The sequence below is a fragment of the Streptococcus sp. ELY_90 genome, assembly GCF_058314475.1.
In genome coordinates this window covers 13,824-31,940 of sequence record NZ_JBZFUJ010000009.1, presented here as the reverse complement: position 1 = coordinate 31,940, position 18,117 = coordinate 13,824, and the positions used below count along the sequence as shown (strand labels likewise).

Annotated in this window: 19 protein-coding genes; all 19 read left to right on the top strand. The window is 43.1% G+C overall.

Going from position 1 to position 18,117, the window contains the following annotated elements:
- Positions 1–84: 84 nt before the first annotated feature.
- The 19 genes from AC4HAF_RS06665 to serC all read left to right on the top strand — a co-directional run bounded on the left by AC4HAF_RS06665 (position 85) and on the right by serC (position 18,079).
- Positions 85–1,719 carry a putative polysaccharide biosynthesis protein gene (locus AC4HAF_RS06665; protein WP_491097157.1) on the top strand — a complete coding sequence of 545 codons (1,635 nt, stop codon included), beginning with the start codon at positions 85–87 and terminating at the stop codon, positions 1,717–1,719.
- A 182-nt stretch (positions 1,720–1,901) separates the two neighbouring features.
- A complete protein-coding gene (locus tag AC4HAF_RS06660) occupies positions 1,902–3,005 on the top strand; it encodes a cystathionine gamma-synthase (protein WP_491097156.1) in 1,104 nt (367 codons plus the stop codon).
- 9 nt (positions 3,006–3,014) lie between these two features.
- Positions 3,015–4,175, top strand: a complete 1,161-nt coding sequence (locus tag AC4HAF_RS06655; protein WP_491097155.1) for a MalY/PatB family protein — start codon at positions 3,015–3,017, stop codon at positions 4,173–4,175.
- Between the two features lie 1,092 nt (positions 4,176–5,267).
- A complete protein-coding gene (gene upp / locus AC4HAF_RS06650; protein WP_491097154.1) occupies positions 5,268–5,897 on the top strand; it encodes a uracil phosphoribosyltransferase in 630 nt (209 codons plus the stop codon).
- 187 nt (positions 5,898–6,084) lie between these two features.
- Positions 6,085–6,675, top strand: a complete 591-nt coding sequence (clpP, locus tag AC4HAF_RS06645) for an ATP-dependent Clp protease proteolytic subunit ClpP (RefSeq protein WP_491091027.1) — start codon at positions 6,085–6,087, stop codon at positions 6,673–6,675.
- Positions 6,676–6,814: 139 nt separating this feature from the next.
- Complete coding sequence (locus tag AC4HAF_RS06640; RefSeq protein WP_491097153.1) at positions 6,815–7,255, top strand: YlbF/YmcA family competence regulator; 441 nt, start codon at positions 6,815–6,817, stop codon at positions 7,253–7,255.
- Between the two features lie 4 nt (positions 7,256–7,259).
- Positions 7,260–7,508, top strand: coding sequence for a YlbG family protein (locus AC4HAF_RS06635; protein ID WP_491091023.1), 249 nt, complete (start codon positions 7,260–7,262; stop codon positions 7,506–7,508).
- Between the two features lie 100 nt (positions 7,509–7,608).
- Positions 7,609–8,781 (top strand): ABC transporter substrate-binding protein, encoded by a 1,173-nt coding sequence (locus AC4HAF_RS06630; RefSeq protein ID WP_491091022.1) that lies wholly within the window; start codon positions 7,609–7,611, stop codon positions 8,779–8,781.
- Positions 8,782–8,864: 83 nt separating this feature from the next.
- A complete protein-coding gene (locus AC4HAF_RS06625) occupies positions 8,865–9,734 on the top strand; it encodes a branched-chain amino acid ABC transporter permease (RefSeq protein ID WP_491091021.1) in 870 nt (289 codons plus the stop codon).
- A 3-nt stretch (positions 9,735–9,737) separates the two neighbouring features.
- A complete protein-coding gene (locus AC4HAF_RS06620; protein ID WP_491097152.1) occupies positions 9,738–10,694 on the top strand; it encodes a branched-chain amino acid ABC transporter permease in 957 nt (318 codons plus the stop codon).
- A complete protein-coding gene (locus tag AC4HAF_RS06615; protein WP_491091019.1) occupies positions 10,694–11,458 on the top strand; it encodes an ABC transporter ATP-binding protein in 765 nt (254 codons plus the stop codon). The genes AC4HAF_RS06620 and AC4HAF_RS06615 overlap by 1 nt, the downstream gene beginning before the upstream one ends.
- Complete coding sequence (locus tag AC4HAF_RS06610) at positions 11,458–12,168, top strand: ABC transporter ATP-binding protein (RefSeq protein ID WP_491091018.1); 711 nt, start codon at positions 11,458–11,460, stop codon at positions 12,166–12,168. The genes AC4HAF_RS06615 and AC4HAF_RS06610 overlap by 1 nt, the downstream gene beginning before the upstream one ends.
- Positions 12,169–12,284: 116 nt before the next feature.
- On the top strand, positions 12,285–12,944 hold the full coding sequence (locus AC4HAF_RS06605) for a CBS domain-containing protein (protein ID WP_491097151.1): 660 nt from the start codon (positions 12,285–12,287) through the stop codon (positions 12,942–12,944).
- An 83-nt stretch (positions 12,945–13,027) separates the two neighbouring features.
- Complete coding sequence (tmk, locus tag AC4HAF_RS06600; RefSeq protein WP_491097150.1) at positions 13,028–13,666, top strand: dTMP kinase; 639 nt, start codon at positions 13,028–13,030, stop codon at positions 13,664–13,666.
- Positions 13,667–13,679: 13 nt separating this feature from the next.
- On the top strand, positions 13,680–14,555 hold the full coding sequence (locus AC4HAF_RS06595; RefSeq protein ID WP_491097149.1) for a DNA polymerase III subunit delta': 876 nt from the start codon (positions 13,680–13,682) through the stop codon (positions 14,553–14,555).
- Positions 14,552–15,358, top strand: coding sequence for a regulatory iron-sulfur-containing complex subunit RicT (gene ricT / locus AC4HAF_RS06590; RefSeq protein ID WP_491097148.1), 807 nt, complete (start codon positions 14,552–14,554; stop codon positions 15,356–15,358). Before AC4HAF_RS06595 ends, ricT begins: the two co-directional genes overlap by 4 nt.
- Positions 15,351–15,683, top strand: coding sequence for a DNA replication initiation control protein YabA (gene yabA, locus AC4HAF_RS06585; RefSeq protein ID WP_491097147.1), 333 nt, complete (start codon positions 15,351–15,353; stop codon positions 15,681–15,683). Before ricT ends, yabA begins: the two co-directional genes overlap by 8 nt.
- 5 nt (positions 15,684–15,688) lie before the next feature.
- Positions 15,689–16,570 (top strand): 16S rRNA (cytidine(1402)-2'-O)-methyltransferase, encoded by an 882-nt coding sequence (rsmI, locus tag AC4HAF_RS06580; protein ID WP_491097146.1) that lies wholly within the window; start codon positions 15,689–15,691, stop codon positions 16,568–16,570.
- 417 nt (positions 16,571–16,987) lie between these two features.
- On the top strand, positions 16,988–18,079 hold the full coding sequence (serC, locus tag AC4HAF_RS06575) for a 3-phosphoserine/phosphohydroxythreonine transaminase (RefSeq protein ID WP_491097145.1): 1,092 nt from the start codon (positions 16,988–16,990) through the stop codon (positions 18,077–18,079).
- Positions 18,080–18,117 lie beyond the last annotated feature (38 nt).

Genomic DNA, 18,117 nt, shown 5'->3' with positions numbered 1-18,117 from the left:
TTTTATTGTAGACTTAAAGTTAGTGTTTTACAAGTACCAATCAAAAGTTTATAATAAATTTATTAAAAACTAGAAAGAAAATCTATGTCCGAAAAGAAAACTAAAATGAGTCAGCAGGAGCAGATGGTTCGCGGAACTGCCTGGCTGACTGCCGGCAACTTCATCAGCCGCCTTCTGGGAGCTGTCTACATTATTCCCTGGTATGCCTGGATGGGAAGATATGCGGCTGAAGCCAATGCCCTGTTTGGAATGGGCTATGAGATTTACGCCCTGTTTTTGCTGATTTCAACGGTTGGTATTCCGGTTGCTGTTGCCAAGCAGGTTTCCAAGTACAACACGCTGGGAGATCCGCAAAAGAGTACCTATTTGGTTCGTAAAATCCTGCATTTTATGCTGCTGTTAGGATTTATCTTTGCCCTCATCATGTATTTGGGGTCCCCTTTTTTTGCTTCCCTCAGCCGCGGAGGAAAAGATCTGGTGCCGGTTCTTAGAAGCCTGACACTGGCTGTTCTCGTCTTTCCTTCCATGAGTGTTCTTAGAGGTTTTTTCCAAGGATTTAACAATCTGAAACCGTATGCCATGAGCCAGATTGCTGAGCAGGTTATCCGTGTCATCTGGATGCTTTTGACGGCCTTTTTCATCATGAAAATGGGATCCGGCAATTATGTCGAAGCTGTCACGCAGTCCACGTTTGCTGCCTTTGTAGGGATGTTTGCCAGTATTGCCGTGCTCATTTATTTCCTGTGGAAAAATGACTTACTGACAGTTCTCTTTGGCAAAAAGCCTGACAGCATCGTGATTGATACCAAGGATCTTCTTATTGAAACGATCAAGGAAGCCATTCCTTTTATCATCACAGGATCGGCCATTCAGGTTTTCAAGCTAATTGACCAGTTTACCTTTGGCAATACTATGGCTCTTTTTACCGCCTATTCCAATAGAGAATTAAAGGTGATGTTTGCTTATTTCTCAACCAATCCAGGCAAGGTAACCATGATTTTGATTGCGGTTGCGACAGCCATTGCCGGTGTCGGTATCCCTTTGTTGACGGAAAACTTTGTCAAAAAGGACAGAAGAGCTTCCGCTCGTTTAGTTGTTAACAATCTGCAAATGCTGATGGCCTTTATTATTCCGGCTATTGCTGGTTCTGTTATTTTGGCCAGGCCTCTCTATACTGTCTTTTACGGTATTCCGCAGGGGCAGTCTTTGGGCTTGTTTACGGCCTCTCTTTTACAGACGGTCATTTTAGCTATTTATACTGTTTTGGCGCCTATGCTGCAGGCTCTGTTTGAAAATCGCAAAGCAATCAGATATTTTGCTTATGGGGTCATCATCAAATTGCTTTTGCAGGTTCCCTTGATTTATCTGTTTCATGCATACGGCCCGATTATTTCAACAAGCCTTGCCTTGCTGGTGCCTATTGTGCTCATGTATCTGCGCATTCACAAGATTACAGGCTTTAGCCGCAGGGCTGTCAGAAGGACAAGCCTGTTAGTGCTTATTTTAACCGCTCTGATGAGCCTTGCTGTTGCTGTTTCTGCTTGGCTGCTTAGCCTTTTCTTAGCTGACAGCGGCAGACTGCCAAGTCTTATCTATGTTTTGCTGATAGGCTGCGTAGGCATAGCTGTCTACGGTATCTTAGGGCTTATGACTCACTTGTTGGATAAGATGCTGGGAGAAAAAGCCCAGGTTCTCCGTCAAAAACTGCATCTGGAATAATCTAAACTTCTTATCCCCCGGCAGCTCAGGCTGACGGGGGATTTTTTGCTCAGTCACAGGAGTATCATCGCAGCTATAGTTATTTTTTATAGCCGACTATTAAGAAATAGAATAGCGGCAAAGACCGCTGCAGCAAGGAATAAGTGGTAAAATAAACTCATTAGGTTTGAAAGGCAAAAACTATGACGGACAAAGATAAAGATTATAAATTAGAAACCATCTTAGCCCATGCAGGCATCAATACAGATAAAACAACCGGCGCTTTGATTGCGCCCCTTCATTTTTCAACGACCTACCGGCATCCGGAATTTGGTCAGTCTACCGGTTTTGATTACACGCGGACCAAAAATCCTACCCGTGCTGTCTTGGAAGAAACGCTGGCTAAGATTGAAAAAGCAGACTATGCTGTAGTGACAGCATCTGGTATGGCAGCCTTGGTTTTGCTTTTTAATGGCTTTCCTGCCGGCAGCAAAATTGTTGCCGCGCGTGATTTGTATGGCGGATCTTTTCGTTGGTTTAATGAGCAGGAAGAAAGGGGCAGATTTTCCTTTACCTATGCCAATAGGGAAGATGAGCTGATCGCTGCTGTTTCAGATGACACCGATTATGTCTATATTGAAACACCGACCAATCCGCTGATGGTTGAATTTGACATTAAAAAGATTGCCCAGACTGCATATGCTCACGGTGCCAAAGTGATTGTTGATAATACCTTTTACAGTCCTGTTTATCAAAATCCCATCCCTTTGGGAGCTGATGTTGTCCTGCATTCGGCGACCAAATACCTGTCTGGGCACAACGATGTCTTAGCCGGTGTTTTGATGACCAGCAATAAAGATATTTATGATAAACTGTTTTATGACCAGAATACTACGGGACCGACGCTGTCGCCCTTTGATGCATACTTGCTTATGCGCGGGCTCAAAACATTGAAACTGCGCATGGAAAAGTCAACACAAAATGCCAAGGCGATTGCAGCCTATTTGGAACAATCACCCGCAGTCAAAGATGTTTTCTATACCGGCAAAGCTGGCATGGTCTCTTTCAAAGTAGCTGACGAAGACAGGATTCCGGAGATTATTAACGGCCTGGAGGTCTTTACTTTTGCGGAAAGCTTAGGCGGTATTGAAAGCCTGATTACCTATCCAGCAACGCAGACACACTTGGATATACCTGCTCATATCCGGCATTCTTATGGTCTGACGGATGACTTGCTGCGGCTGTCAATCGGAATTGAGGACGCAGAAGACTTAATTAATGATTTAAAAACGGTTTTAGAAGCATAGGAGATAAAAATGAGTCAATTTGATTTTACAACAGTACCTGATCGCATCAAAACGCATTCGGTAAAATGGCAGGAAGTCCAAAAGGACAAGGATCTGCTGCCTTTATGGGTGGCTGATATGGATTTTTTAGCTTTTCCAGAAATGCAGGCTGCTATTCAGCGCTATGCCGATTTTGGCGTTTACGGCTATCCTTATGTTTGGGATGGTGTAGTTGAAGCGATTCAGGATTGGGAAAAAACAGAACATGGCTATCAGGTGGATAAGGAAGCTATTGTCCTTATTGAAGGCGTCGTCCCTGCTATATCAGTAGCCATTCAGGCTTTCACCCAGGAGCAGGACGCAGTGCTCATCAATACGCCGGTTTATCCTCCCTTTGCCCGCTCTGTCAAGCTCAACAACCGCCGCTTGATTGAAAATTCTTTGGTGGAAAGAAACGGTCATTTTGAAATTGATTTTACCCAATTAGAAAAAGACATGGCAGAACATCAGGTCAAACTTTATCTTTTCTGCAGTCCCCATAATCCAGGAGGACGGGTCTGGACAGCTGAAGAATTGCGAAAAGTAGCTGAACTGTGCCAAAAGTATGGTGTTATTCTTGTTTCTGATGAGATCCATCAGGATTTAGCCCTGTTTGGTCATAAACACCACAGTATCAATACCGTCGGCGACTTTGGGCAGTTCAGTCTGGTTCTTTCCAGTGCGACTAAAACCTTTAATGTAGCCGGAACGAAAAATAGTTTTGCTATTATTGAAAATCCAGCATTGCGAGCTCAGTTCAAGAAACGGCAGTTAGCCAATAATCAGCATGAAGTGCCGACGATCGGCCTTATAACAACAGAAACCGCCTTTCGTTACGGCAAACCCTGGCTGACGGAATTAAAAGCGCTTCTGGAAAAGCACAGCAATTTCCTCGCGGACTATTTGGAGCAGCATACTAAGATTAAGGTCATGAAACCAGAAGGAACCTATCTCGTATGGCTGGATTTCTCAGCCTATAACTTATCAGACGAGGAGCTCCACCAAAAAATCAAAGAAGAAGCTAAGCTGATTCTCAATGTCGGATCGACCTTTGGCAAGGAAGGAGCAGGCCATGCCCGCCTCAACCTCGCTGCTCCCACAGCTGTCTTGCAGGAAGCCTGTGAGCGCTTAGCTAAAGTTTTTCCAAAATAAACAGCTGCTAAGCAGATAAAAAATACCGGCACCTCCTTTTAACGATGCAAGTAGTGTGGGCGGACTTGGAGGAGCAGCTGCTGGAGCAGCTCATGGAATATATACTGGTGCAATTGGCGGTACCTCGGTCTGTCCTGGTGTAGGGACTGTAACAGGGGCAGTGGCATGTGGTGTAGGAGAAGGATTTATAGGAGCTGTAACTGGCGCAATTGGTGGTGGGGTGACTTACTTAGCCCATGAATATTTATGATAGGATATCAATATGGAGTACTTTATCGTTGGAGCAATTACAGCACTGCTTGTATTAACGCTCTTAAATCTAAAGAATCGTAAAAAATAATAAATTGGCTTGGTGGTGCACTGACCAAAGCAGGTGTATATTGAATTCATTAAAAAATATCAGCACAAATTTTAGAAAAGGTGATGTTAGTTTATGAGCATAATGCGGTTCATTTTAGTCTTGCTTGCTCTTTGTGTCCTGGCACTTGTTTCTTACCGCAGTAAAAACATAGTGATCAGGTTGTAGACAAACTCCCAAAACTAAATTCTCTCTAAAATTTCATCATAGAATTGTATCACTTTTCGCTTTTGTAAGATGATATAGAAATGATCAAAGCCTAATCCGATACTTTCCGATGTAGCAAAAGGGGCAGAAACATTGAGTTTCTGCCTCTCGGAGATTTTGAGGCCTAGGCTCAAAATCTAGGTATGGAATTCCGAAGGAAGTCGCTATGACGATTGCCGTTAGAAATCGATACTATTTCTAACGGCAATCTAATGCAAAACCTAGTCAAAAGCTATAGCGTTGACGTTTGGTTTTGCCGTCCGTGCTACCTAAGGAAAGTATCATAACAAAATATTACTTTTTGAGAAAATAGACTTTTTCTTCAGTCTGAGTGATTTCATTTATCTGTGTCATCATTTTGCTTGGTCTGTTTGGTTATTATCTCTTGCATTAGTAAAAATAGAGGTATTTTCAAACATTAACCCTGTATCCATGGAGGCAATCCTGAAAAAGCCTGCTGACTTTTCACAAAAGTTAGTGGGTTTTATGCTATAATAAAAAGAAATAAATAGAAGGCGGTTTTTCCTATGGGTAAATTTCAAGTTATTTCGCATCCACTGATTCAGCATAAACTCTCTATTTTACGGCGAGAAGATACATCAACCAAGCATTTTCGCGAACTGGTAAATGAGATTGCTATGCTTATGGGTTACGAAGTTTCCCGCGAATTGCCACTGGAAGAAGTGGAAATAGAAACACCGATTACAAAGACGGTTCAAAAACAGCTGACAGGTAAAAAGCTGGCCATTGTTCCCATTTTGCGTGCCGGTATTGGCATGGTTGACGGTCTTTTAAGTTTGGTTCCGGCCGCTAAGGTCGGTCATATCGGTATGTACCGTGATGAAGAAACCTTAGAGCCGGTAGAGTATCTGGTAAAACTTCCTGAGGACATTGATCAGCGGCAGATTTTTGTAGTGGATCCGATGCTTGCTACCGGCGGCTCAGCCGTCTTGGCTATTGATTCTCTGAAAAAACGCGGAGCAGCCAATATCAAGTTTGTCTCTTTGGTTGCAGCACCTGAAGGCGTTAAAAAACTGCAGGAAGCCCATCCGGACATTGATATCTATACAGCCGCTCTGGATGAACAGCTCAACGCAAAAGGTTATATTGTTCCGGGTCTTGGGGATGCAGGCGACCGTCTTTTTGGAACTAAGTAAGCAGCAATTTTCTGATAAAAATAGGGAAAAAGCAGGCTGGCTGTTGATTTTTTCGGCAGCCTTGCCTGTATTTTCTGCTGAAACTGCTGAGCAGAGAAAAGTTTCAAAAATCGGAAGTAAATATTTGACCTTTTTTGACCAATGAGATATAATAACTCCAAGATTGAATTAAAGGAGAAAAACAATTATGATTCCTGTAGTTATTGAACAAACAAGCCGTGGAGAACGTTCTTATGACATTTATTCACGTCTTTTAAAAGATCGTATTATTATGCTGACGGGTCCGGTAGAAGACAATATGGCCAATTCCATCATTGCTCAGCTTCTTTTCCTGGATGCACAGGACAATACCAAAGATATCTATCTTTATATTAATACACCGGGCGGTTCTGTTTCAGCTGGTTTAGCAATTGTTGATACCATGAATTTCATCAAATCAGACGTTCAGACCATTGTTATGGGAATAGCAGCGTCAATGGGAACAATCATTGCATCCAGCGGTACCAAGGGCAAACGTTTCATGTTACCGAATGCTGAATATCTGATTCACCAGCCAATGGGCGGTACAGGCGGCGGTACGCAGCAGACAGATATGGCTATTGCTGCTGAACAGCTCTTGAAAACACGTAAGAAACTGGAAAAGATTTTGTCAGATAACTCCGGCAAGACCGTTAAACAGATTCACAAAGATGCTGAACGCGACTACTGGATGGATGCCGAAGAAACCCTCAAATACGGCTTCATCGATGAAATTATGGAAAATAATGAACTGAAGTAAGGCTGATTGCAGCAAGACTTCTCTTAGAAAATAAAAACGGATGAGAGCAAACCTAGCGGCTCTCATCCGTTTTTTGTTGAAAAGGCCTGACAGGTTTAAGAGAAAAGACGAAGCCGGAATTTTTTGATATAATGGCATTATGTTAAAAATTGATGATCAGCTGTTGGCTATAGACGAAGCTCTTGATGATGTGATTGCAGCTTTTTTAGAGTTAGAAACCGTTAAGACGTACAAGGCGGCTGCAAAAGCAGTTTCATCAGATGAAGACCTGCAAGCAAAAATCACTGCTTTTCAGGAGTTAAAAGAGGATTATGACAGGCAGCAGTCTTTTGGGAAATACCGGCCGGAAGTCAGTCAGTTAAAAAAAGAAGTCCTGAGGCAAAAGCGGCAGCTGGACCTCGATGATAAAATTGTCGCTCTAAGGAGGGCTGAAGTAGACCTGCAGACTGTTTTAGCTGAGATGTCTCAAAAGATAGCAGCAGCTATTTCACCGGATATTTTTGTCGATACAGGACTGCCCTTAGCACCTCATAAGCCACCCCATGAGATGGGGCGCGGAAAAAACATCAAAGAAGGATAAGAAAATGTTTGAAAAAACGAAGCGATTAGGCATTGTTGTTTATCTGTATTACAACCGTGATGCCAGGAAACTGAACAAATACGGAAATATACTCTACCATTCCCACCGCATGCGCTATTTGGTGATTTATGTGGATCAAAGAGATGCTGATGCCGTCATTGAAGAACTTCAGAATCTTAAGTTTGTAAAAAAAGCTGTTCCGTCCCATTTAGATGATATTGATCAGGATTTTGTCGGCAGTTTGCTGCGGTAAAGACAGTCTGCAAAAAATAAGAAAATATGCTTGACAATTTTCAGATAATTCAGTATTCTTATTGATGACTATAATTTAAGATAATTTTAAGGAGAAAACAATGAAGAAAAAATTGGCTCTAGCAGCTCTTTCTTTTGTCAGTGCAGCTGTTCTTGCAGCTTGTGGTTCTGCACCGGGCAGCTCATCAGGCGCTGCCGGCAATAAAATCGGAGATACCGTAAAAATCGGCTACAACCTTGAACTGTCAGGGGATGTAGCGGCTTATGGACAGGCTGAAAAACACGGTGCTGATCTTGCTGTTGAGGAAATCAACAAGGCAGGCGGTGTTGACGGCAAAAAGCTTGAAGTTGTCTCCAAGGATAATAAATCAGATAATGGCGAAGCGGCAACCATTTCAACCAATCTTGCAACTCAAAGCAAGGTCAATGCTATTTTAGGTCCGGCAACATCCGGTGCGACAGCTGCAGCCAGCCCAAATGCTAATGATGCTGCAGTACCGCTTGTAACACCATCCGGAACACAAGACAGCCTGACTTACTCCAAAGGCAAGGTACAGGATTTTGTTTTCCGTACAACTTTCCAAGACAGTTTCCAAGGGAAAATCATTTCAAAATATGCTACAGATACGCTGAAAGCTAAAAAGGTTGCTCTTTACTATGATAAATCAAGCGACTACGCTCAAGGTATTGCCGATTCATTCAAGAAAGCATATAAAGGAAAGATTACGGTTGAAGATACTTTCCAAGCGAAAGACCAAGATTTCCAAGCAGCTCTTACAAAATTCAAAGGAAAAGATTTTGATGCCATCGTTATCCCCGGCTACTACACTGAAACTGGTTTGATTACCAAGCAGGCACGTGATATGGGACTTAATCAGCCGATCTTAGGCCCTGACGGATTCAATGACGCTAAGTATATTGAAGGTGCCGGTGCAGCTAATACAAACAATGTTTACTATGTATCTGGTTATTCAACAAAAGTTGATTTAACGAGCAAGGCGGAAAAATTCTTAAAAGCTTACAAGGCAAAATACGGTGAAGAACCAAATATGTTTGCCGCTTTGGCTTATGATTCAGTTTACATGATTGCTGATTCTGCAAAAGATGCCAAAACATCAAAAGATATGGCAGAAAAACTTGCTAAACTGAAAAACTTTGAAGGTGTAACAGGTAAGATGACAATTGATAAGAAGCACAATCCTGTTAAATCTGCTGTTATGGTCGGTCTTAAAGACGGTAAGGAATCTACAGCAACAGCTGTTGAAGCCAAATAAGGCTGGCTTAAGCCTAAACAATTAAAATCTGGGGAGCCTTCTTCCCAGATATTATTTATTTATAGAAAGTTTGGTAAAATTATATGCTCCAACAACTTATAAATGGTCTTATCCTTGGGAGTGTTTATGCGCTGTTAGCCCTTGGTTATACCATGGTTTATGGAATTATCAAGTTGATTAACTTTGCCCACGGAGATATTTACATGATGGGGGCCTTCATCGGCTACTTCCTTATTACACAGTATCATCTGAATTTCTTTGTGGCTCTCGTACTGACGATGGTTTTGACAGCTGTTTTGGGGGTTGTTATCGAGTTTTTAGCTTACAGACCTCTGAGAAATTCAACACGGATTGCTGCTCTGATTACAGCTATAGGTGTTTCTTTCTTTCTTGAATACAGCATGGTCCGCCTTGTCGGTGCCAACAAACATGCTTTTCCGCAGACACTTGCCACTGTCAAATACAATTTTGGCCCAATCAGTGTCACCAATATACAGCTGATTATTCTGGGAGTTTCAATTTTCCTCATGCTGGCTCTGCAGTTTGTTGTCCAAAAGACCAAAATGGGGAAAGCCATGCGGGCAGTGTCCGTTGACAGTGACGCAGCTCAGCTGATGGGGATTAATGTTAACAGCACAATCAGCTTTACATTTGCTTTGGGATCTGCTCTTGCGGGTGCCGGCGGTGTTTTGATCGGCCTTTATTATAATTCTGTGGATCCTTTGATGGGAATGGTTCCGGGTATTAAGGCTTTCGTCGCTGCTGTTCTGGGCGGTATCGGTATTATTCCAGGTGCTGCTGTAGGCGGTTTCTTAATCGGCCTTTTGGAAACTTTCTCTGTTTCCATCGGACTTGCAAGTTACAGAGACGCTGTAGTTTATGCCGTTCTTATCATTATTCTTTTGGTAAGACCAGCGGGTATTTTAGGAAAAAATGTGAAAGAGAAGGTGTAAGCAATGAAGAAAAATTTAAAAGCAAATTTAAGCTGGCTTGCGCTGGTTCTTGTCATCTTTCTCTTTTTATCCGTTCTTATCAGTGCCGGTATCATTGATGTTTATTATACCCAAATTCTGATGGGTATCGGAATCAGCATTATTATGGCTTTGGGAACCAATCTGGTTCTTGGCTTTTCCGGTCAGCTTTCTTTGGGACAGGCCGGATTTATGGCTATCGGAGCCTATGCAACGGCTATTTTGACAACGCAAATGCCAACCTATGCCGGTTTTTACCTATCCATTTTTGTGGGGATGGTGGTGACGGCTGTTGTTGCCTTGGTCGTTGGCATTCCGACCCTGCGTCTGACGGGAGATTATTTGGCAATTGCAACCCTAGGTGTAGCTGAGATTATCCGCAAGCTGATTGAAAACGGCGGCAGTCTGACCAATGGTTCCCGAGGCATTATGGGAATCCTGAAGTACACGACTTGGCCGGTTGTCTTTATCTTTGTTGTTTTGATTACCATTTTGGTTCTTAATTATCTGAGAAGTCCGATTGGCCGTGAAGTTCTGGCAGTTCGTGAAGACGAAATTGCTGCAGAGTCTATGGGTGTCAATACGACTAAAATTAAGGTTTTGACCTTTATGTTCGCCGCTGTTATTTCAAGTATTGCCGGTTCGCTTTATGTCGGTTATATCGGAACTGTTGCACCAAAAGATTTCACAATCATGAAGTCGATTGATTTTCTGATTGTTGCTGTTCTTGGCGGTCTGGGATCTGTTACAGGAACTATTGTTGCGGCAGTTGTGCTCGGTGTGTTAAACATGTTCCTGCAAAATGTATCAGATATCCGCATGATTATTTATTCCTTGGCGCTTATTCTGGTCATGGTCTTTAGACCGGGCGGCCTGCTAGGTACATGGGAATTCAGTTTTTCAAAACTTTTCTCTAAAAAAGCTAAGGAGGGCAGCAAATAATGGCACTTCTTGATGTAAAAAATTTAACCAAGAATTTCGGCGGACTGACGGCTGTCGGCGATGTTACGATGGAGCTCAATGAAGGTGAACTTGTCGGGCTTATCGGTCCTAACGGTGCGGGAAAAACAACCCTCTTTAATCTTTTGACCGGGGTTTATGAGCCCAGTGAAGGAAGCGTGACCCTTGACGGAACGCTTTTAAACGGGAAAGCACCCTACAAGATTGCATCTTTGGGGCTATCGCGGACCTTCCAAAATATTCGTCTGTTTAAGGACATGACAGTGCTTGAAAATGTGCTGGTAGGCATGGGAAACAATCATAATCCCCACTTACTGTCAAGCTTTCTGCGGCTGCCAAAATTTTATTCCAATGAAGAAAAATTACAGGAAAGAGCAATCGAGCTGCTGAAGATTTTCAATCTGGACAAAGATGCTCATACATTGGCAAGAAACCTTCCTTACGGTCAGCAGCGCCGCTTAGAGATTGTGCGTGCTCTTGCAACAGAGCCCAAGATTCTCTTTCTTGATGAACCTGCTGCCGGTATGAATCCGCAGGAAACTGCTGAGTTAACTGAGCTGATCCGTCAGATTAAAGAGGACTTTAAAATCACTATCATGCTGATTGAACATGATATGAGTTTGGTTATGGACGTTACCGAACGTATCTATGTTTTAGAATACGGACGTTTGATTGCGCACGGAACGCCGCAGGAAATTAAAAACAATAAGCGTGTTATTGAAGCTTATCTGGGAGGTGAAGCCTGATGACCATGTTAAAAGTTGAAAATCTATCTATTCATTACGGCGTCATCCAAGCAGTGAAAGACGTTACTTTTGAAGTTAACGAAGGAGAAGTTGTTTCTCTGATTGGTGCTAACGGTGCAGGGAAAACGTCCATTCTGCGGACAATTTCCGGCCTTGTCCGCCCCAGTTCAGGGAAAATCGAGTTTTTGGGAAATGAAATTCAAAAGACAGCAACCCGCAAGATTGTTTCTTCCGGCCTTTCTCAGGTTCCGGAAGGACGGCATGTTTTTCCGGGGCTGACCGTTTTAGAAAATCTGGAAATGGGTGCCTTTCTCAGCAGCAACCGCGATGACAATCAGGCACGTCTTAAGAGAGTTTTTGAACGTTTCCCGCGTTTGGAAGAACGTAAAAACCAAGATGCAGCAACTCTATCCGGCGGTGAGCAGCAGATGCTGGCCATGGGGCGCGCTCTGATGAGTCAGCCTAAGCTGCTTTTGCTGGATGAGCCTTCCATGGGCTTGGCACCGATTTTTATTCAGGAAATTTTTGATATTATTCAAGACATTCAAAAGCAAGGAACAACCGTTCTTTTGATTGAGCAAAACGCCAATAAGGCCTTGTCAATTGCAGATCGCGGTTATGTTCTTGAAACAGGAAAGATTGTTCTTTCAGGAACCGGGGAGGAATTGCTGGCTTCTGATGAAGTTCGTAAAGCCTATCTGGGCGGCTAAAGAAGTACAGGGGCTGAGTCAACTGCGTTTTCAGCCCCTGTTTCTATTTATTGTCCTGCAAGCGCGGTGTATGATAATTATGGTATAATAAAAACAAAAGAGAGTGAGGTTTTACTATGCCCGTAAAAGATTTCATGACCAAGAGAGTCGTTTATGTCTCTCCCGATACAACAGTAGCTAAGGCAACAGATATTATGCGTGATAAAAATCTGCGCCGTCTGCCGGTCATTGAAAATGATGTTTTGGTAGGCCTTTTGACCGAAGGAACGATTGCTGAAACCAGCCCTTCAAAGGCGACCAGCCTGTCCATCTATGAAATGAACTACCTCCTCAACAAGACCAAGGTTCGTGATGTCATGATCAAAGATGTCATCACTGTTTCAAAAGACGCCCGGCTGGAAGATGCCATCTATCTCATGATGGTGCATAAAATTGGCGTTTTACCGGTTGTTGACGGCAGTCAGATGTCAGGTATTATCACAGATAAGGATATTTTCCGTGCTTTTCTGGAAGTTTCAGGTTACGGCAAAGAGGGTGTCCGGTTAAGGCTCTTAGCTGAGGATAAAGCCGGTGTTTTAGAGCAGGTTGTCAAGATTATCTCTGATGATAAGCTCAATATCCGCCGCATCGTTGTCGCTGACCGTCAGGTCGGTAAAGTCACTGTTGAAATTCAAATTGACGGTAGATTTGATACAGAAGCTCTCAGTCAAAAGCTCCATGGACAAGGCTTTGAAATCGAGTCCATTGAACAAACTGAACGAAAAACGGACCTTTGAGAAAGACACTGCCGGCAATCTGGCAGTGTTCTTTTTATGAGATTTTTGGTAAAATAGAAGTAATCATAATAAAAGGAAATCTAATGACAAAAGGAATCTTTATTTCGTTTGAAGGCCCGGACGGAGCTGGGAAAACGACGGTTTTGAAAGAAATTTTACCCAGCCTGAAAAAAATGACTGAAAAAGAGGTGCTCCTAACGCGTGAGCCGGGCGGTGTCAGCATTGCTGAGAGTATTCGGGATGTCATTCTTGATGTCAAGCATACAAACATGGATGATAAAACCGAACTCTTGCTTTATATAGCTGCCCGCCGTCAGCATCTGGTTGAAAAAATCCTGCCTGCACTCGAAAAGGGGAGCCTTGTTCTGGCAGATCGTTTTATTGACAGCTCAGTAGCCTATCAGGGTTACGGCCGAGGTTTGGATACAGCAGCTGTTACCTGGCTGAATGAGTTTGCAACAGACGGTCTTAAGCCTGATTTAACGCTTTATTTTGACGTTGACTCAAAAATCGGCCTGGCCCGCATTGAGCAAAACAAGGAGCGGGAAGTCAATCGGCTTGATTTGGAAAAGTTAGATATGCATCAGCGTGTTCGTTCGGGCTATTTAAAATTGGCTGCTGAAAATCCTGAGCGCATAGTAACGATTGATGCCGGCCGTCCGCTGAATGAGGTGGCTGAAGAAGCCTTGCTTCTTATTCAGCAGAGGTGTTTAGAACATTAAAGTGACGATTGATATGGAATTAGAAAAGCTGCAGCCTAAAATTTTTCAAGAATTTAAGCACATTTTAAAATCCGATAGGTTGAGCCATGCCTATCTTTTTTCGGGAGATTTTGCCAGTTTTGAGATGGCGCTTCTTTTGGCACAGAGCCGCTTCTGTGAAGACCCAGCAGATGGTCTTCCCTGCGGTAAATGCCGTTCCTGCCGCCTGATTGCCGCCAATGATTTTTCCGATGTCAGGGTGGTGGAGCCCAGCGGACAGCTGATCAAAACGGAAACCGTTCGCGGCCTCTTGCGGGAGTTTTCCAGTTCAGGTTTTGAAGGGCAGTCACAGGTCTTTATTATCCGCGATGCTGATAAGATGCATGTCAATGCTGCCAACAGTCTGCTGAAATTTATAGAAGAGCCGCAGAGCGATTCCTATATTATTTTACTGACCAGAGATGACAGTAAGATTCTGCCGACCATCAAAAGCCGCACACAGATTTTCCATTTCCCTAAAAATACCGCTTATTTAACCAAGCAGCTGGAACAAGCAGGACTGCTTAAAAATCAGGCTGATATTTTAGCTGATGTGGCTAAAGACCGGACTCAGGCAGAAGAATTTGCTCAAAACAGCAGAATTTTGGATCTGCTCAAGGCTTGTGAGCGTTTCGCAGCTCTTTTATTTAAAAGTAAAGATTTAGCTTTTTTGGAAGCAGCGCGTCTTGCTCAGTCAGCTAATGATAAATCTGAGCAGGAGTGGGCCTTTGAGATACTGACGCTTCTCCTGTCGAAAAAATATGAAAAAAAAGCCGCATTGGATTATTTAGAAGCTGTTTATCAAGCTAAACAAATGTGGCTCAGCAATGTCAATTTTCAAAATGCACTGGAATATATGGTGATCAAATGATAGAAGTAATTGGTATTAAATATGAAAAAACAGGCCGTATCAATTATGTACTGCCTGATCAGCCCTATCAAAAAGAGGACTTCCTCATTGTTAAAAAGCATAAGGGGAACCATCTGGCTCAAGTCGTTCAGACGAATGTTGAAATGTCTGCCGATAAGCTGCCGGATCTGGAAGAGATGGACAGGGCTGTAAGAAGAGCAGAAGCTGCCGATATTGAAACTTACCATAACAATTTGAAATTAGCAGAAAACAGTTTTTCCAAGGTCAGGGAGCTCATTCAAAAAAATCAGCTTGAGATGAAGCTGATTGACATTGTTTTTCCTTTGGAGCGTGAGCAGGTTCTCATTACCTTTGTTGCGGAACACCGTGTTGATTTCAGACAGCTTTTAAAAGATTTGGCCAGCCTTTTTAAGACCCGTATTGAACTGCGTCAGATTAACAGCCGTGAAGAAAGTAAAATTTACGGCGGCTTGGGTCCCTGCGGCCGGGCTCTGTGCTGTTCAAGTTTTTTAGGAGAATTTCCGCCGGTATCCATCAAAATGGCTAAAAATCAAAATCTGTCTTTGAATTCCGGCAAAACAACCGGTATTTGCGGCCGCTTAATGTGCTGCCTGAGTTTTGAGGATGACTTTTACAGAGAATCTAAGGAAAAATTTCCGGATTTAGGAAGCATCGTAGAGACCCAAAACGGTCAGGGAATTATTGCAGGGATTGATGTGATTTCAGAAACGGTCAAGGTTCGTTTTGACGAAAACCCAAGCCTTCTGACCTATGCTTTAGAGGAGGTTAGGGTCAATGGATAAGAAAGATTTGTTTGCGGCATTTGACGGTTTTTCGCAAAATTTGATGGAAACATTGGCTGAAGCTGAAGCCCTGAAAAGACAGGTTCAGGATCTGGTGGAACAAAATGCGGCTCTGCGTTTGGAAAACAGCAAGCTCCGAGACCGTTTAGGTCAGTTCAGTCAGAACGAAGAAAGTGAATCCAGCAGCAAAGGCATCAGCTCCAGAAAGGAAAACCTTGAAAATATTTATGAGGATGGTTTTCATATTTGCACCTTCTTTTATGGACAGCGCCGTGAGAACAATGAAGACTGTGCCTTTTGCATGGAATTATTGTACCGAGAGTAAAAGCAATGCACGTACAAAAAAGTTTTAAGGAAGAATGTAACTGCGGAACGCTTTATTTGGTTCCGACCCCTATTGGCAATCTAGGTGATATGACTTTTCGGAGCATTGAGGTGCTGAAAACTGTTGATATGATTGCGGCAGAGGATACGCGAAATACCGGTCTTTTACTGAAACATTTTGAGATTGCTACCCGTCAAATCAGTTTTCATGAGCATAATGCCTTTGAAAAAATTCCTGATTTGATCAGCTGGTTAAAAAAAGGAAAATCTCTGGCTCAGGTCTCGGATGCGGGGATGCCCTCAATTTCCGATCCCGGGCATGATTTGGTAAAGGCTGCTGTGGCTGAAGCCATTCCTGTGGTTGCTCTGCCCGGGGCTTCAGCTGGAATTACGGCCCTTATTGCAAGCGGCTTAGCTCCCCAGCCCCATATTTTTTACGGCTTTTTACCCCGTAAATCAGGCCAGCAAAAATCTTTTTTTGAAGCCAAAAAGCTTTACCCGGAAACGCAGATTTTTTATGAATCGCCTTACCGCATCAAGGAAACCCTAAGCAATATGCTGTCTGTCTATGGCGACAGGCAGATCGTTTTGGTCAGGGAATTAACCAAGCTTTATGAAGAATATCAAAGAGGCAGTCTGACAGAAATTCTGTCCTACATTGCTGAAAATCCTTTGAAAGGAGAGTGCCTGCTGCTTGTTTCGGGCCATGAGAAGCAAGAAGTCTCAGAAGAGCTGTCCGAACAGGAAGTTCTGAGACAAGTGCAGCTCTTAATCGATCAAGGCTCAAAACCCAATCAGGCCATTAAAACAATTGCTAAGAATCATGGCCTGACGAGACAGGAGGTCTATCAAGCCTACCACCATCTGGGGAAAAAAGAAGACAGCTAAGATAAAATTGGAAAGCCCGCCGTGCCAGTCACCTTGGCGCAGTCAATTGAAAAACGAGAAATCACAAGTTCTGTTTTTCGCAGGCAGGGCTTCGCTTTTTGAGAAAACCGTGATTCAGCTTTGCTTCTTTGTTTTGAGCTGAGGACTTGACTCATAAACCAGCTGACCGCAAAAAACCGGGAATACTGTCCTGGTTTTTTGCTGTTGCCGTTTTCTTACAAAAGATGAACTTCAAATCTGCCATTTCTGCCTGTTTTGTCTCACATGAACCAGGCCGGCTGAATTTTCACGGTTTTTCTGCCGTTTGTTTTTTATCATTTATCCCATCCAAATCTTTAAAAATTATCGCTAGATGAAATTAAGTTACAACATTCTGAAAATTTGTGATATAATTTACTTACTTTAAGGAGGTATCAGATGACAATTTACAATTTCTCTGCAGGTCCTGCAGTATTGCCAAAACCTGTTCTTGAAAAAGCACAGGCTGAGTTCTTGGATTATAACCACTCAGGGATGAGTGTTATGGAATTATCTCATCGCTCCAAAGAATTTGATGACATTATCAAGAACGCTGAGCGCCTGCTCCGCGATTTGATGGCTATTCCTGATAATTATAAGGTGCTTTTTTTACAAGGCGGAGCGTCAACTCAGTTTTCAATGCTGCCGCTCAATCTCGCCCGCGGCCGCAAGGCTTATTATGTGGTAGCAGGTTCCTGGGGTAAAAAAGCCTATGCGGAAGCTGTGAAATTGTCCAAAACGATTCCTTTTGAACCGATTCTATTGGCTTCATCAGAAGATACAGTCTACGACCATATCCCAGAAATTGACAGCCAGCAAATTGATAAAGATGCAGCCTATGTCCATATCACAACCAACAATACGATCGAAGGAACAACTATTTATGACCTTCCTGAAACCAACGGTGTGCCAATCGTAGCCGATATGTCTTCTAACATTTTGGCTGTTCGCTACAATGTCGCTGATTTTGGCCTCATCTATGCGGGAGCTCAAAAAAATATCGGACCTGCCGGGGTAACTATCGTGATTGTCCGTGATGATTTATTAAATGATGAGCCTGTGCTGTCCAGCATGCTGGACTACCGTATTCAGGCAGATGCCGGTTCCCTTTACAATACTCCGCCGACTTACGGCATTTATATAGCCAAATTAGTCTTTGAATGGGTCAAAGAACTGGGCGGCGTTGATGCCATGGAAAAGATAAACCGTGAAAAATCGGGTCTGCTCTATGACTTTATCGAACAGTCTGACTTCTACAGCAGTCCTGTCAAAAATCCTAAGGATCGTTCTGTAGCCAATATTCCGTTTGTGACTCCAAGTAAGGATTTGGATGCTGACTTTGTTGCTCAGGCCGATGCCTTAGGCTTCAAAAATATCAAGGGTCACCGCAGCGTCGGAGGTATGCGTGCCAGTCTTTACAATGCCTTCCCGCGTCAAGGTGTGCTGGATTTGATTGATTTTATGCGGAAATTTGAACAGGAAAATAAGTAATACTTAAGCTTTTTTGGATTTAAAAGCAAACAGCTGTC

Coding starts and splice junctions, on each gene's coding strand:
- AC4HAF_RS06665 (WP_491097157.1), top strand. CDS start 85: ATGTCCGAAAAGAAAACTAAAATGAGTCAGCAGGAGCAGATGGTTCGC.
- AC4HAF_RS06660 (WP_491097156.1), top strand. CDS start 1,902: ATGACGGACAAAGATAAAGATTATAAATTAGAAACCATCTTAGCCCAT.
- AC4HAF_RS06655 (WP_491097155.1), top strand. CDS start 3,015: ATGAGTCAATTTGATTTTACAACAGTACCTGATCGCATCAAAACGCAT.
- upp (WP_491097154.1), top strand. CDS start 5,268: ATGGGTAAATTTCAAGTTATTTCGCATCCACTGATTCAGCATAAACTC.
- clpP (WP_491091027.1), top strand. CDS start 6,085: ATGATTCCTGTAGTTATTGAACAAACAAGCCGTGGAGAACGTTCTTAT.
- AC4HAF_RS06640 (WP_491097153.1), top strand. CDS start 6,815: ATGTTAAAAATTGATGATCAGCTGTTGGCTATAGACGAAGCTCTTGAT.
- AC4HAF_RS06635 (WP_491091023.1), top strand. CDS start 7,260: ATGTTTGAAAAAACGAAGCGATTAGGCATTGTTGTTTATCTGTATTAC.
- AC4HAF_RS06630 (WP_491091022.1), top strand. CDS start 7,609: ATGAAGAAAAAATTGGCTCTAGCAGCTCTTTCTTTTGTCAGTGCAGCT.
- AC4HAF_RS06625 (WP_491091021.1), top strand. CDS start 8,865: ATGCTCCAACAACTTATAAATGGTCTTATCCTTGGGAGTGTTTATGCG.
- AC4HAF_RS06620 (WP_491097152.1), top strand. CDS start 9,738: ATGAAGAAAAATTTAAAAGCAAATTTAAGCTGGCTTGCGCTGGTTCTT.
- AC4HAF_RS06615 (WP_491091019.1), top strand. CDS start 10,694: ATGGCACTTCTTGATGTAAAAAATTTAACCAAGAATTTCGGCGGACTG.
- AC4HAF_RS06610 (WP_491091018.1), top strand. CDS start 11,458: ATGACCATGTTAAAAGTTGAAAATCTATCTATTCATTACGGCGTCATC.
- AC4HAF_RS06605 (WP_491097151.1), top strand. CDS start 12,285: ATGCCCGTAAAAGATTTCATGACCAAGAGAGTCGTTTATGTCTCTCCC.
- tmk (WP_491097150.1), top strand. CDS start 13,028: ATGACAAAAGGAATCTTTATTTCGTTTGAAGGCCCGGACGGAGCTGGG.
- AC4HAF_RS06595 (WP_491097149.1), top strand. CDS start 13,680: ATGGAATTAGAAAAGCTGCAGCCTAAAATTTTTCAAGAATTTAAGCAC.
- ricT (WP_491097148.1), top strand. CDS start 14,552: ATGATAGAAGTAATTGGTATTAAATATGAAAAAACAGGCCGTATCAAT.
- yabA (WP_491097147.1), top strand. CDS start 15,351: ATGGATAAGAAAGATTTGTTTGCGGCATTTGACGGTTTTTCGCAAAAT.
- rsmI (WP_491097146.1), top strand. CDS start 15,689: ATGCACGTACAAAAAAGTTTTAAGGAAGAATGTAACTGCGGAACGCTT.
- serC (WP_491097145.1), top strand. CDS start 16,988: ATGACAATTTACAATTTCTCTGCAGGTCCTGCAGTATTGCCAAAACCT.